General features: G+C 73.8%; 11 protein-coding genes. 8 read left to right on the forward strand and 3 right to left on the reverse strand.

The genetic code is table 11. The annotated features are described in order from the left end of the window. Nucleotides 1-39 precede the first annotated feature (39 nt). A complete protein-coding gene (locus CTZ28_RS26340) occupies nucleotides 40-1,233 on the forward strand; it encodes a glycosyltransferase (protein ID WP_121892177.1) in 1,194 nt (397 codons plus the stop codon). Nucleotides 1,234-1,240: 7 nt separating this feature from the next. Here the strand turns inward: CTZ28_RS26340 and CTZ28_RS26345 are convergent, their stop codons facing one another. After that, complete coding sequence (locus CTZ28_RS26345) at nucleotides 1,241-2,533, reverse strand: TerD family protein (RefSeq protein ID WP_472926671.1); 1,293 nt, start codon at nucleotides 2,531-2,533, stop codon at nucleotides 1,241-1,243. 294 nt (nucleotides 2,534-2,827) lie between these two features. Between CTZ28_RS26345 and CTZ28_RS26350 the strand changes: the two genes are divergently transcribed. From CTZ28_RS26350 to CTZ28_RS26365, 4 genes are all read left to right on the forward strand, one after another. Beyond that, nucleotides 2,828-3,271 (forward strand): DUF6643 family protein, encoded by a 444-nt coding sequence (locus CTZ28_RS26350; RefSeq protein ID WP_121892179.1) that lies wholly within the window; start codon nucleotides 2,828-2,830, stop codon nucleotides 3,269-3,271. Between the two features lie 43 nt (nucleotides 3,272-3,314). After that, nucleotides 3,315-4,139, forward strand: a complete 825-nt coding sequence (locus CTZ28_RS26355; RefSeq protein WP_121892180.1) for an MOSC domain-containing protein — start codon at nucleotides 3,315-3,317, stop codon at nucleotides 4,137-4,139. Between the two features lie 319 nt (nucleotides 4,140-4,458). Then, a complete protein-coding gene (locus CTZ28_RS26360; protein ID WP_121892181.1) occupies nucleotides 4,459-5,064 on the forward strand; it encodes an Rv1733c family protein in 606 nt (201 codons plus the stop codon). Between the two features lie 162 nt (nucleotides 5,065-5,226). Further along, on the forward strand, nucleotides 5,227-7,668 hold the full coding sequence (locus CTZ28_RS26365; RefSeq protein ID WP_121892182.1) for a right-handed parallel beta-helix repeat-containing protein: 2,442 nt from the start codon (nucleotides 5,227-5,229) through the stop codon (nucleotides 7,666-7,668). A 16-nt stretch (nucleotides 7,669-7,684) separates the two neighbouring features. On the opposite strand, the gene CTZ28_RS26370 is transcribed toward CTZ28_RS26365, so the two are convergent. Continuing rightward, complete coding sequence (locus CTZ28_RS26370; RefSeq protein WP_121892183.1) at nucleotides 7,685-10,054, reverse strand: hypothetical protein; 2,370 nt, start codon at nucleotides 10,052-10,054, stop codon at nucleotides 7,685-7,687. Between the two features lie 293 nt (nucleotides 10,055-10,347). On the opposite strand from CTZ28_RS26370, the gene CTZ28_RS26375 reads away from it, so the two are divergent. Both CTZ28_RS26375 and CTZ28_RS26380 read left to right on the forward strand, forming a co-directional pair. Then, complete coding sequence (locus CTZ28_RS26375) at nucleotides 10,348-11,178, forward strand: DeoR/GlpR family DNA-binding transcription regulator (RefSeq protein WP_121892184.1); 831 nt, start codon at nucleotides 10,348-10,350, stop codon at nucleotides 11,176-11,178. A 79-nt stretch (nucleotides 11,179-11,257) separates the two neighbouring features. Beyond that, complete coding sequence (locus CTZ28_RS26380) at nucleotides 11,258-11,749, forward strand: SRPBCC family protein (RefSeq protein ID WP_121892185.1); 492 nt, start codon at nucleotides 11,258-11,260, stop codon at nucleotides 11,747-11,749. Between the two features lie 261 nt (nucleotides 11,750-12,010). Here CTZ28_RS26380 and cds1 read toward each other — a convergent pair whose 3' ends face one another. Continuing rightward, nucleotides 12,011-13,135, reverse strand: coding sequence for an L-cysteine desulfhydrase Cds1 (gene cds1, locus CTZ28_RS26385; protein WP_121892186.1), 1,125 nt, complete (start codon nucleotides 13,133-13,135; stop codon nucleotides 12,011-12,013). A gap of 361 nt (nucleotides 13,136-13,496) precedes the next feature. Between cds1 and CTZ28_RS26390 the strand changes: the two genes are divergently transcribed. After that, nucleotides 13,497-13,820 carry a hypothetical protein gene (locus tag CTZ28_RS26390; protein ID WP_121892187.1) on the forward strand — a complete coding sequence of 108 codons (324 nt, stop codon included), beginning with the start codon at nucleotides 13,497-13,499 and terminating at the stop codon, nucleotides 13,818-13,820. Nucleotides 13,821-13,983 lie beyond the last annotated feature (163 nt).

Raw genomic sequence — 13,983 nt, forward strand, 5'->3', positions numbered from 1 at the left:
CCGGCCACGATAGACGATGCGACCCGGCGGGCCCGTCCGGTGGGGCAGACTGCGCGGGTGAGTGCCCTCCTGTGGATCGCCGCCGTATCGCTCGCCGCCTGGCTGTGGCTGCTGCTGTGTCAGGGCCGCTTCTGGCGGACGGACGTCCGTCTGCCGCCCCACCGGGACCCGGACGACTGGCCGTCGGTGTGCGTGGTCGTGCCGGCCCGCGACGAGGCCGCGGTGCTGCCGTCGAGCCTGCCGTCGCTGCTGACGCAGGAGTATCCGGGACGGGCGGAGGTCTTCCTGGTCGACGACGGCAGTGCGGACGGCACCGGGGAGCTGGCCCGCGAACTGGCCGGGCGGCACGGCGGGCTGCCGCTGACGGTGGACTCGCCCGGCGAGCCGCCCGCGGGCTGGACGGGCAAGCTGTGGGCGGTGCGCCACGGCATCTCCCTGGCACGCGCGCGTGACCCCGAGTACCTGCTCCTGACGGACGCGGACATCGCGCACGCGCCGGACAGCCTGCGGCACCTGGTGGCGGCGGCGCGCACGGGAGGCTTCGACGTCGTCTCGCAGATGGCCCGGCTGCGGGTGGACAGCGTGTGGGAGCGCCTGGTGGTGCCCGCGTTCGTGTATTTCTTCGCGCAGCTGTATCCGTTCCGCCGGATCGGGCGGCGCGGGGCGCGTACGGCGGCCGCGGCGGGCGGCTGTGTGCTGCTGCGCGCGGAGACGGCCGAGCGGGCGCGGATCCCCGACGCGATCCGGCATGCCGTCATCGACGACGTGGCGCTCGCGCGGGCCGTGAAGGGCGGCGGGGGGCACATCTGGCTGGGGCTCGCCGAGCGGGTGGACAGTGTGCGCCCCTATCCGCGGCTGCAGGACCTGTGGCGGATGGTCTCGCGCAGTGCGTACGCGCAGTTGCGGCACAATCCGCTGCTGCTCGCCGGCACGGTCGCGGGGCTGGGACTGGTGTATCTCGTGCCGCCCGTGGCGCTGGTCGTGGGCGCGGCGACGGGCGGTACGGCGGCCGCGGTGACCGGTGCCCTGGCGTGGCTGGTGATGACGGGGACGTACGTCCCGATGCTCCGCTACTACCGCCAGCCGCTGTGGCTCGCCCCCTTGCTGCCGTTCACTGCGTTCCTGTACCTCCTCATGACGGTCGACTCGGCGGTGCAGCACTACCGGGGGCGCGGCGCGGCCTGGAAGGGCCGTACGTACACGCGTCCCGACGCCGTGCCCGACGAGGGCTGAGGGCCAGTCACTTCCGGCCGGGTGTCCAGTTCATGCCCCAGCCGTAGGCGCGGTCGACGGTCCGCTGCGGGCTCACGCCGCGCTCCGGCACCAGGTACTGCGCCTCGCGCCGGACCACGAGGTCGCCGCCCGTGTTGGTGATCAGGGCGAGCGCGCACACCGTCGACGGCACCGTGCACTCGTCGAGCGAGAACTCGACGGGCGCACCGTGCTGCGGCCGGAGGGCGACGGTGGCGTGCAGGTCGGCGAAGGAGTCGGCGCCTTCGTAGATGGTCACGAAGACGAGGATGCGCCGGAAGTCCCGGGTGTGGTCGAGGTTGACGGTGAGGTTCTCGCCGCTCGACACGGCGCCGGTGCGGTCGTCGCCGTCGAGGTGGATGTACGGGGGCCGGTGCAGCGATCCGAAGGCGTTGCCGAGGGCCTGGACGACCCCCTTGCGGCCGTCTGCGAGTTCGTACAGGGCGCACAGGTCGAGGTCGAGCTCCCGGTGCGCGGTGCCGCGCCGGCGGCCCCATCCGGCGAGCTGCTTGCGCACCTGCCAGTTGAGGTTGACCCGCAGGGCGCCGGACGTGCCGCCCTGTTTGGCCAGCGAGACGGAGGGGGCCGCCTTGGTGAGCGTGACCTTGCTGAGGCGCACGGGCGCGGCGGCCGGCGGCGGGGGCAGTGGGACCGGCGGGCCCGCCGGCGGCGGGGCGGTCACCGCACGCGGCACGGTCTGCGGAGGCGGCGGGGCGGCGGGAGACGCCGGCGGCGTCACCGGAGCGGGCGGTGCCGTGTGCTGCGGCTCGTCGACGGTGATCCCGAAGTCCGTGGCCAGCCCCTCCAGTCCGCTGTCGTAGCCCTGGCCGACGGCGCGGAACTTCCAGCCGCCCTGGCGGCGGTAGAACTCGCCGAGCACGAAGGCCGTCTCGACCGTCGCGCCCGTGCTGTCGAAGCGGGCGACGGCATCGCCACGGGCGGCGTCCGTCACCGCGATGTACAGGTCCGGCACCCGGCCGAAGCTCCCGCCGTCCGCCGAGGCGGCGAGCACCACGCGCTCGACGGCGGCCTCCACGCGCGCGAGGTCCACGAGGAGGGTGTCGGTCACCCTCCCCGCGGCATTCCGCTTGCCCTCGTGACGGACCGCTCCGGAGGAGTGCGCGGGCTGGTTGTAGAAGACGAAGTCACCGTCCGAGCGCACTTTTCCCGCCACGAGCAGGAGTGCCGAGGCGTCCACGTCCGGGACCCCGGGTCCGGGGCGCCAGCCCAATTCGACGCGCAGCGCCGCCGTGGGCACCTGCGCATTCGATCCCTTCGGCATTGACATGTCCGCCCCCATCACGTGGTCGCCGGGCCGGGTCCCGGCCGTCTCTTGCCATCCCTACCCTCCCAACGTATTCCGGGGGACGATGAACTCCCACGGGCGGTACGCAATGCTCGCCGTCCAACCCCCGGTAACCTGCTGGGAACTCGGCCTTTACACGATTCAAACGCGGGCTGCCGCCCCTTTTTGCCGAGTTCGCTCGGATTGGGGATCCCGCGTCACCGCCGACACGGAAAACAACCCTCTTATCGGTCTCCCCAACCAGCACATCGTGGGCTTAACTTATGTGCCATGACCTCCCCCCGCTCCACTTATGGCGGCGGCTACTACTCCGCCTCCTTCCCGGACACTCCGATCTACGACTCGCTCGTGGCCGAGCGGGGCACCCCGCAGATCGCCCCGATCCGGGTCCCCGCGGCCTACGACACGCCGGGCAGCAACCTGCCCGCGCTGCCGTCGGCACTGCCCGCGCTCCCCGCGGGCCCCTCCCAGCCTGCCCCCCACTACGGCTACCAGCAGGCGCCGCAGCCCGCTCCGCTGCAGCAGGCGCCCACGGCGTACATCCCGCAGCAGGCCACCGCGCCGCGCGGCTACCCCGGTCCGCAGCCCCCGCAGCCGCGGCCGATGACGCCGGGCACCGGCTACGAGGCGATGCGCCCCGCGGCTCCCCGGCCCGCTCCGGCTCCGTACCAGGACCCGTACAACAACCAGCAGCAGCAGTACCGCGGCTACTGATCGGCCTTCCCCGGCTGTCGGTACCGGCTGGCACGATGGCGGCATGGGGAACGCCACGCTGCACTCGATCCACGTCCATCCGGTCAAGGCGTTCCGGGGCGTCTCGCCCCGGGAGGCCGCCGTGGAACCCTGGGGGCTGGCCGGAGACCGACGCTGGGCACTGATCGACGACGGGGGAAAGGTCGTCACCCAGCGCGAGGAGCCGCGCCTCGCGCTGGCCGCCGCCGAGCCGCTGCCCGGCGGCGGCGTTCGCCTGTCCGCGGCCGGGAGGACGCCGCTGACGGTCCCGGTCCCCGCGCCGGGGGGCACGGTGACGGTGACCGTCTTCGGCACCAAGGTGGAGGCCGTCGCCGCCGACGACGCCGCGCACGCCTGGTGCACCGGCCATCTGGGCAGGGACGTCCGCCTGGTCCACCTGGACGACCCGGCCACGCGCCGCCCGATCGATCCGGAGCACGCGCTGCCCGGCGAGACGGTGAGCTTCGCCGACGGCTATCCGCTGCTGGTGACCACGCTCGCCTCCCTCGACGCCCTCAACTCCCTGGTGGCCCGGGGCGATCACGCGCAGGAGGGGCCGCTGCCGATGAACCGCTTCCGGCCGAGTGTGGTCGTGGCCGGCACGGAGCCCTGGGCCGAGGACAGCTGGTCGGGCCTCGCCATCGGCGAGGTGGCCTTCCGGGTCGCGAAGGCCTGCGGGCGGTGCGTCGTGACCACGACCGACCAGAGCACCGCCGCGCGCGGCACGGAGCCCCTCCACACACTGGCGCGCCACCGCCGCATCGGCCGTTCGCTGGTCTTCGGCCAGAACCTGGTGCCCCGCTCCACCGGCACGATCCGGGTCGGTGATCCGGTGCGGATCCTCGCCTGAACGCTCCGCGGGAAGGGTCGTGACGGGCCGCCGGCCGGCTGCGGCACCGTCGTGGCCGGTCGCGCAGTTCCCCGCGCCCCTTCGGGGCAGGCACACGCCGGACCGCCCGCGGACGGGCGGTCGTCGGCGTTGGCTCGATCCCGTCGTCGCGGGGAACCGGACGCCGTCGCCCGGTCGTTGGGATGGCGTGAGAAGTCCATGAAAGGTCTCGGCCGAAGCTGCGCAGGAGCGGAGGTGATTTCGCTCTCTCTTCGACCGGGCCCGCGGATGAACGGCTCCACGAGCGGTTATCACGGAGCGGGAAGGGGGGTGCGGAAGGTTGCGTGCACTCAGCGGTCTCTGGCGCTGGCGGCACAATCCACTGCGCCGCGCGACCGATCTCGCCGAGGCATGGGTGGCCCTCGGGACGCTGCTGCTGATCGCGGTGGCCGCACCCGTGGTCGGCTCGCTCGTCGGCAGCGTCGCGCAGGACGCCCTCCAACGGTCCGTACGGGCCCAGCAGCACGCCCGGCACCTGGTCACGGCGACCGTGGTGCGCAAGCTGGGCGACGCCCTGCCGCAGCCCGACCCGGACGCCCCCATGGGCCACGACCCCCGCAGCCGCGTCCTGGCCGAGTGGACCGCCCCGGACGGCACCCCGCAGCACGGCCCGACCCTCGCGCACCTCACCTCCCCGCGCCCGGGTGACCGCTTCACGCTGTGGACGGACACGCGCGGCCGCACGGTCGCCCGCCCGCTGGACTCCACGACGGCGACGACGCACGCGGTGCTGGCCGGGTTCGGCGCGGCACTGCTGACGGGGGGACTGGTCGAGGGCGGCAGACGGATGGCCGTCTGGCGCATGGTCCGCCGCCGGTACACACGCTGGGACCAGGCATGGGACCGAGCCGGCCCGGACTGGGGCAAGGCAGGCACCGGCAGTTGACGGCCTGCCGCCTCTGGTCGATCCACCGCCCGCGCGCACGCTACGGTGGACCGGCCGAGACACTCGGCGAGGACCCGCGCGACGAGCCGCAGGGGCCGCGGCACCGGCCGCGCGCCCCACGGCGTACGAGCCACGTAGACGAGGTGGGGGCACGGCAACGCCATGGCACAGGGCACGGTCCAGGTGACGCACACCGGCACATCGCGGTGGCGGCGCCGCACGGGTGAGTACGCATCGCTCGCCGCCGCCCTGGAGGCCGCCGCCGACGGTGACGTCCTCACCGTCGCTCCCGGCACCTACCGGGAGAACCTGGTGATCCAGCGGGCGGTGACGCTGCGCGGCCCCGAGGGCTCGCCCGGCTCCGTGCGGATCGCCCCCGTCGACGGGGTGCCGCTGACGGTGCGTGCCTCGGCCGTGGTGCAGGACCTCCTCGTGGAGGGCCAGGACGCCGCCGCGCCCGCGCTGCTCGTCGAGGAGGGCACACCCGAGCTGCGGGACGTACGGGTCGTCACCCGGTCCGCCTCGGGCCTGGAGGTGCGCGGCACCGCCCGCCCGACGGTGCGGCGCTGCACCGTGGACAACCCCGCGGGGATCGGCATCGCCGTGCTCGACGGCGGGGCCGGGGTGTACGAGGACTGCGAAGTGGTGGCGGCCGGGCAGGCGGGCGTCACGGTGCGCGGCGGCGCGCACCCCCGGCTGGAGCGCTGCCGGGTGCACCACGCCTCGGGCGTCGGCCTGATGGTGACGGGCGAGAACTCCGCGCTGGAAGCGGTGAGTTGTGAGGTCTACGAGGTGCGCGGGGCCGGTGCCCAGATCACCGCGCGGGCCACGGCACACCTCACCGACTGCGATGTGCACCGCACCGCGGCGGACGGTGTCACGCTGGACACGGACGCCGTGCTGACCCTCGCCGACTGCCGCATCCACGACATCCCGGAGAACGCGGTCGACCTGCGCTCCCGTTCGGTGCTCACGCTGACCCGGACGACGGTGCGGCAGTTCGGGCGCAACGGCCTGTCGGTGTGGGACCCGGGCACCCGCGTGGACGCCAACCAGTGCGAGATCTTCGACAGCACGGGCGACTACCCCGCGGTGTGGGTGAGCGACGGCGCGACCGCAGTGCTCGACTCCTGCCGGGTGCACGACGTGCCGGACGCCCTGTTCGTGCTGGACCGGGGCTCCCGCGCGGACGTGGTGGACAGCGACCTGTCCCAGGTGCGCAACACCGCCGTGTCGGTCAGCGACGGGGCGACCGCGCAGCTCGACGACTGCCGCATCCGGGACGCGGCCACCGGCGCCTGGTTCCGCGACCACGGCAGCGGCGGCACGCTCAACAACTGCTCCCTGGACGGCACCCAGACCGGTGTGATCGTCACCAAGGGCGCGGACCCCACGATCGAGCGCTGCACGGTGGACGGCCCCGCGGAGGCGGGCTTCTACGTCTCGGCCGGCGGCCGCGGCAGCTTCCTGGGCTGCCGGGTGACGGGCAGCGGCGGCTACGGCTTCCATGTCATAGACGGCTCTCGTACGACGCTGAAGAAGTGCCGTACGGAGCGGTGCGCGCGCGGCGGCTACGAGTTCGCGGACGGCGGCCCCGACACGGGCTCCGGCACGGGGCCGGTCGTGGAGGACTGCACCAGCGACGAGAGCGGCGGCGGGCTCAGGCCGCCCGCGGACCGGGAGACCGCCGTGCAGACGACCAGCCCCTCCTCCGGGCTGCTGGGCGCGATCCCCGGGCAGCGCAGCAGCGAGCAGGAGCCGCTCGTCGCCGCCGCGGAGCCGGAGAAGCCGGCGCGGACCTCCGAGGACGTGCTCGGCGAACTCGACGCCCTGGTCGGCCTGGAGAGCGTCAAGAGCGAGGTCCGCGCGCTCACCGACATGATCGAGGTGGGCCGGCGCCGCCTTGCTGCGGGTCTGAAGGCGGCCTCGGTCAAGCGCCATCTGGTGTTCACGGGCTCCCCGGGCACCGGCAAGACCACGGTGGCCCGGCTCTACGGCGAGATCCTCGCCTCCCTCGGCGTGCTGGAGAAGGGGCATCTCGTAGAGGTGTCCCGGGTCGACCTGGTCGGCGAGCACATCGGGTCCACCGCGATCCGCACCCAGGAGGCCTTCGAACGGGCGCGCGGCGGTGTGCTGTTCATCGACGAGGCGTACGCGCTCTCGCCGGAGGACGCCGGCCGGGACTTCGGCAAGGAGGCCATCGACACCCTGGTCAAGCTGATGGAGGATCAGCGGGACGCGGTGGTGGTGATCGTCGCGGGCTACACGGCGGAGATGGAGCGGTTCCTGACCGTCAACCCCGGTGTGGCGTCCCGCTTCTCCCGGACCATCACCTTCGGCGACTACGGGCCCGACGAGTTGCTGCGGATCGTGGAGCAGCAGACCGACGAGCACGAGTACCGGCTGGCGCAGGGCGCGTCGGAGGCACTGATCAAGTACTTCACGGCGATCCCCAAGGGCGCCGCGTTCGGCAACGGCCGCACCGCCCGGCAGACCTTCGAGGCGATGGTGGAGCGGCACGCGAGCCGGGTCGCCCAGCTCGCCGAGCCGAGCACGGACGACCTGACGCTGCTGTACCCGGAGGATCTGCCGGAGCTGCCCTGACCCCCAACGGCCCCGGTCAGGGAGCCTGTTCGGGGCGCTGACCGGGTACGTCCGGCCGCAGCCCGGCCAGCAGCCGCTCCCGTTCCTCGGCGAACGCCGGGTCGGCCTGGTAGTCGGAGTGGCCGAGGACGGGCGCGGGGAGCGGATGCCGGGCGGTACGGCCGAGGGCGAGGGGGTCCTTCAGGGGCGCGCGGTCCACGTCCGGGCCGCAGTCGCCGGGCAGCCGCACCGGGCCGCCGATCGGGTCGGTGAGCCGGTGGAGGTTGCGCCAGCGGGCCACCTCGCGGTGCAGGGAGCCGAGTTCGGCGGGGCCGAAGTAGGCGGGGAACCAGCGGCCGTACAGGCGCTCCAGCGGGGAGCCGTAGGTGAGCAGCGCGACCCGCTTGCGCACGGACGGCGTCAACTGCCAGGCGGCGGCTGCCGCGAGGACGCTGCCCTGGGAGTGTCCTGAGATCACCAGGCGGCCCCCGGTGCTCTGCGTCCAGGTCGCCATCCGCCAGGTCAGGTCGGGCACCGCGCGCTCGGCGTAGCAGGGCGGCGCGAAGGGGTGGGCGGCGCGCGGCCAGAAGGTGCCGACGTCCCAGAGGATGCCGATGGTGCGCCGCGCGGAGGCGTCCTTGTAGGCGCGCCGCCCCCAGGTGACGAACAGCACGAAGCCGAGCCCGATCAGCCAGGAGCCCAGGGCCTGCGCGGTCTCGGCCGCGCCCCGCACGACGGCGTAGGTGTGCCCGGCCGCCTCCCCTGGGGTCTTCCCGGTGTCCAGGCCGCCCACCAGCGCTCCGGCGCCGAGCAGCAGCGTGGTGGCGGAGACGACGGCGACGAGCAGGGGCGCCCGGTCGGTGAGCGCGGCCATCGCGCGGGTGCGCGCGATACGGCGGGTGGTGGCCGGGTCGGCCGGCTCCTTCGGGTAGTCGCGCTGCACCGTGCTCCGCTCGGCGCGGCTGAGCTGCCAGGTGCGCCAGGACAGCCAGCCGACCAGCGCCAGCAGCGCCACCAGGAGCGGCGGGATGACGGACGCCTGCCAGGTCAGCAGCACGGGCGGGCCGTCGATGGAGGAGCCGGTGCCGTCCAGCCAGTCGGCGACGCGCTGGGCGACGCCGCCCGACATCACGCCGCCCAGCGCGCAGGCCAGCAGCGCGACGGCGGGCCCGCCCAGTCCGCGCATGGCGGCCCGCCGGCCGGCCGGGGCGCCCGTCTGCCCGGCGGATCCGGGTTCCGGGGGCGGGGTGCGGTGCAGCAGATGGGCGACCACGGCGATGACGACCACCAGCAGCCCCTGTACCAGGGGGATGACGCCGAAGGCGGTGTCCCCGGACAGCCGTCCGGCCGACTGCCAGCCCGGCCGGGACCAGCCCGCGTACGGCAGCGCGAGGGCGAGCAGGACGAGGGCGGCCAGCGGCAGCCTGCGTACCAGGTGCTCGTCGAGTTCCCGGTCCAGGCGGTTTTCGCTGCGGCCCCGGCGGCACACCACCCAGAGCACGACCGCCGCCGTGCCGCACAGCGCGGCGATGAGCAGCCGGCCGAGGCTGTCGAGGACGTCGGATCCGCCCGGCCCGCGGTCGAAGCGGGCGGCCGGGGAGACGATCGCCGCCGCCACCGTCAGCAGGCCCGCGGCGGTGTGGGCGGCGCGCAGCCGGGCCACCAGCCGGCGTCCGTACCAGAAGCCGGGGCTGCCCAGGGCGGTCGGGCCGGTCTGTTCGTCCGGCTCGGGGCGGTGCGGCAGCGGCTGGGACTCGTAGGCGCTCCAGGTGCGCCGCGACAGGTACCAGAGCAGATAGGTCAGGGCGGCCGGCACCAGGGCGGCCAGGGCGAGCCGGCGTCCGGGCAGGCTCCACCAGCCCTCGCCGGAGGCGGCGGGCGAGAGGAAACCCAGCCAGGAGTGGCGCGCGGCGCACGCCTCGACGCCGGCGCACTGCCAGGCCACGAGGTCCAGGGCGACCTCGCAGGCCGCCGCCACCAGCAGCACCGTGAGGCTGAGCCCGGCGAGCCGCACCAGCAGCCCGTACAGCCGTACCGTCCGGTGGTGGCCCCGGGTGGCGGGCCGCATCCAGTGGGCGAGGTTGACGACCATGAAGGGCAGCAGCAGGAGCCACAGGGCGCGGGCGCTGTTGCCGGAGGTGAGGTTGCACCAGACGTACGCCTCGGGGACCGGTCTGTCCCGGTACTCCTCGGGCCGGTCCTCCGCGTCCACGTCCGCGGCACGCCGGAAGACGGCGGCCGTGTCGTCGCCGGTGATCCGCACCGTGCACGGATCGTCGAGCATCTCCTCGGGTGTGGTGCCCCCCACTCCGTGGACCAGGAGTTCCAGGTCGACCGGGGGTGTCCCGGGCCGCGTCGCGGGGCCGTTCGCCCCGTCCGGCGCGGTCTGCTGCTGCGCACGCTCCACTGTTCTCGCTCTTCCCCCGTGATCCGCCGACGGCTTGTGTCCGTGCGGCCTTCAGGATCTCCGCTCCGGGTGCTCCGCACACCTCTCGTCACCGAATCTCCCCGATCCGTGTGAGCATCGGCGGGACGCACGGTGTCCGAGGGGTGTCTGCGCGTCGCTGCGGGGGGTGGCGCAACGCGCGGCGACCCATGACAAGATGGGACGCCCGCGCACCGGTGGCATGGCGGAACACCCTGGTCGGAGCGGGTGCGACGGGCGTGTCGGACGGCTGAGGCGAAAGGACCGGAGCGTACGTGAGTGAGAATCAGAACCTCCTCGCGGAGCAGCGCCGCGCCCTGATCCTGGACGAGGTCCGGCGCCGCGGCGGCGTCCGGGTGAACGAACTGACGCGCAAGCTCGGCGTGTCCGACATGACGGTGCGCCGTGACCTGGACGCGCTGGCCCGCCAGGGGGTCCTGGAGAAGGTGCACGGCGGGGCGGTGCCGGTCATCGAGGCGAGCACCCACGAGCCGGGCTTCGAGGCCAAGTCGGGCCTGGAGCTGAGCGCCAAGGAGGACATCGCGCGGGCCGCCGCCGAACTGGTCAGCCCGGGCACCGCGATCGCCCTGTCGGGCGGCACGACGACCTACGCGCTGGCGCACCAGCTCCTCGAAGTGCCGGATCTGACGGTGGTGACCAACTCGGTGCGGGTCGCGGACGTCTTCCATGCCGCGCAGCGCACCTCGGGGCAGCGGCAGGGCGCCCCGACGGTGGTGCTGACCGGCGGGGTGCGCACCCCGTCCGACTCGCTGGTGGGGCCGGTGGCCGACCAGGCGATCGCCACGCTCCACTTCGACCTGCTGTTCCTCGGCGTGCACGGGATATCGGTGGAGGCCGGCCTGTCGACGCCGAACCTCGCGGAGGCCGAGACCAACCGGCGGCTGGTGCAGTCGGCACGGCAGGTGGTGGTGGTCGCGGACCACACCAAATGGGGGACGGTGGGCCTGAGTTCGTTCGCGACGCTGGATCAGGTCGACACACTGGTCACCGACGCGGGGCTGCCCGCGGCGGCGCGCGCGGAGATCTCCGAGCACCTGCGCCGGCTGGTGCTGGCGGGCGCTCCGGCCGAGGACGCAGACAACTGACGCCCCGTCAGCTAGGGTGACGGCCCGGCACCGTCAACGCCCCGTTCGTTCGAGGGATGTCGCGAGGGGATTCGCGTCCATGGCTCACGGTCTGCGCCCGGTGGGGCTCGACTTCGTCGAAACGGCCCCCGTACGCCTGGTGTTCACGCGCGAGATCGCCGCCGCGCCCGACGCCGTCTTCCGCGCGCTCGCCGAGGACGTGTCCGGCTGGCCACAGTGGTTCTCGGCGGTGACGTCCGCCCGGGCGACCGAGGGCGGGCGGGAGATCCGGCTCAGGGGCGGCACACGGTTCCAGGAGTCGGTGATCGCGGCGAAGGCTCCCGAGGTGTACGCCTACCGCGTCGACAGGGCGAACACGCCGGGCGCCCGCGCCTGGGCCGAGGAGTGGCGGCTCGCCCCGGCCGGCACCGGCACCCGCGTCCGGATGACGTTCGCCCTCGACGGGACGTGGCTCTTCCGCGCCGTCGCCCGCCTGGCGCGCCCCGGCGTCGGCCGCGCGCTCCGCGCCGCGCTCACCGCGCTGGACCGACGCCTGACCGGCCGGAACCCGTCGGGTCCCGCTCCGGTGTGAGAACCCCGCCGAGGACGGACTCCGCCGCGCACCCGCCGGTCGGCCGCACGGCCCGCACGCTGGTCGCGTCGCGCGCAGGTACGCAACAGACCGGGCCCGCACGACAGGCGTCCCGCCGGGAGGACTCGTGGACGCGTTCGCCCGCCCTTCGCGACGGTCGTGCTCCCGCAGACGGCGACGGCCGTCGCGAGCCGCCTGACGGCGACCGCACGCGCCCCGCGCACACTCGGACCGGGCGACGGCCGTCCTGCGGACCGCCGGTCAGTCCGGCCAGGTCCCGGTCGCCAGCAGTACGTCGATCGCGGCCGTGTACGGCCCGATGTCCAGGCCCTGCTCGGCCAGCCAGGCGTCCGAGTAGTACTTGTCGAGGTAGCGGTCCCCCGGGTCGCACAGCAGGGTGACCACGCTGCCGGTGCGCCCCTCGGCGACCATCTCGGAGACGATCTTGAGCGCACTCCACAGGCCGGTGCCGGTCGAGCCGCCCGCCTTGCGGCCGATGACCCGTTCCAGGGCCCGTACGGCGGCGACGCTGGCCGCGTCCGGGACCTTCATCATGCGGTCGATGGCGCCGGGCACGAAGCTCGGCTCCATGCGCGGCCGGCCGATGCCCTCGATGCGCGAGCCCGAGTCGCAGGTGACGTCCGGGTCGCCGGTGGTCCAGCCCTCGAAGAAGCACGAGTTCTCCGGGTCGGCGACACAGATCCGGGTGTCGTACTGCATGTAGTGCACATAGCGTGCGATCGTCGCCGAGGTGCCGCCGGTGCCAGCGGTGGCGACGATCCACGCCGGTTCCGGGAACCGCTCCAACTCCAGCTGCCGGAAGACGGATTCGGCGATGTTGTTGTTGCCGCGCCAGTCCGTGGCCCGCTCGGCGTAGGTGAACTGGTCCATGTAGTGGCCGCCGGTCTCCACCGCGAGGCGGGCCGACTCCTCGTACATCTTCCGCGAGTCGTCGACGAAGTGGCACTGCCCGCCGTGGAATTCGATGAGCCGGCACTTCTCGGCACTGGTCGTGCGGGGCATGACCGCGATGAAGGGCACGCCGATCAGCTTGGCGAAGTACGCCTCGGACACGGCCGTCGAACCGCTGGACGCCTCGATCACCGGCCGGCCGGGCCGGATCCAGCCGTTGCAGAGGCCGTAGAGGAAGAGCGAGCGCGCCAGCCGGTGCTTGAGGCTGCCGGTGGGGTGGGTCGACTCGTCCTTCAGATAGAGGTCGATGCCCCACTCCTCGGGCAGCGGAAAGCGCAGCAGATGGGTGTCGGCGGAGCGGTTGGCGTCGGCCTGGACCTTGCGGACGGCCTCCTTCAGCCAGGCGCGGTAGCCGGGGTCGCTGTGGTCGGCGTCCAGGGTGGCGCCGGTCCGGGTCTGTGGGGTGGTGCTCACGACGTGGCTCCTTACACTTCGCGGGCCGCCGGCGCCCACGACGACCGGCACTCCGATCATAAGCAGCTTCCGCATCGCTTCCCACCTGCATAAACACACCTTTGGGCAGCCCAAAGGCGACACGGGGGTGCGGTGCTCGGGGCACGCTGGGGGCGCATTCCGGAGCGTGCTTCGGGCACGGCCCCGCGGGGCACCTGGCGCACTGGTGCTCCGCGCCGGGTGGGGGCAGACTGCACCGGGTGCGGGGCCTGCACCCCGTGCGAAGGCGCACACTGGATCACGGAACGAGCCGGACGGCACCGGATCCCGCCCCGGCGGGGTCCGGGTCCGGCGGGCGAGAGACGCGAGGGGGCGGGGAAGGATGGCGGAGCCGGAGTTCACGGCCACGGGCGTCCGGATAGACAAGCGGCTGCGGTCGCTCACCCGGGCCGGGCAGGTCCGGATCAGCGACGGCAGGGTGGAGTTGCTCACCAGCTACGGCAGCGAGATCGACAGCGCGCCGGTCCAGGCGGTGCGCGCCTCGAAGCCCTGGTTCGCCCCGGACGACCGGGCGCTGGCCGATCTCAACGGCCAGCGGTACGTGTTGACGCTCGGCGAGCACGACCCGGCGCCCGGCCACGCGGGCCCGCCCGCGGCGCGCCGGTTCATCGAGGCGGTACGCCGGGCCGCGGGGCGCGGGGACTGAATCACGGCGAGTTGCGCACTCTTGTGTCCTGGGCCACTCTGGTCACACGTCACTCTGGGTTTACCGGCGATAACGCTGCGAACCAGCCCGCCGGCCACTGCAGCAGGCGGCCGCTGGACACCGGCGCCTTGCTGGATCCGTACTCCGTGTTCTTCCGGACCTC

The organism is Streptomyces shenzhenensis, assembly GCF_003688995.1.
Taxonomy (GTDB): Bacteria; Actinomycetota; Actinomycetes; order Streptomycetales; family Streptomycetaceae; genus Streptomyces; species Streptomyces shenzhenensis_A.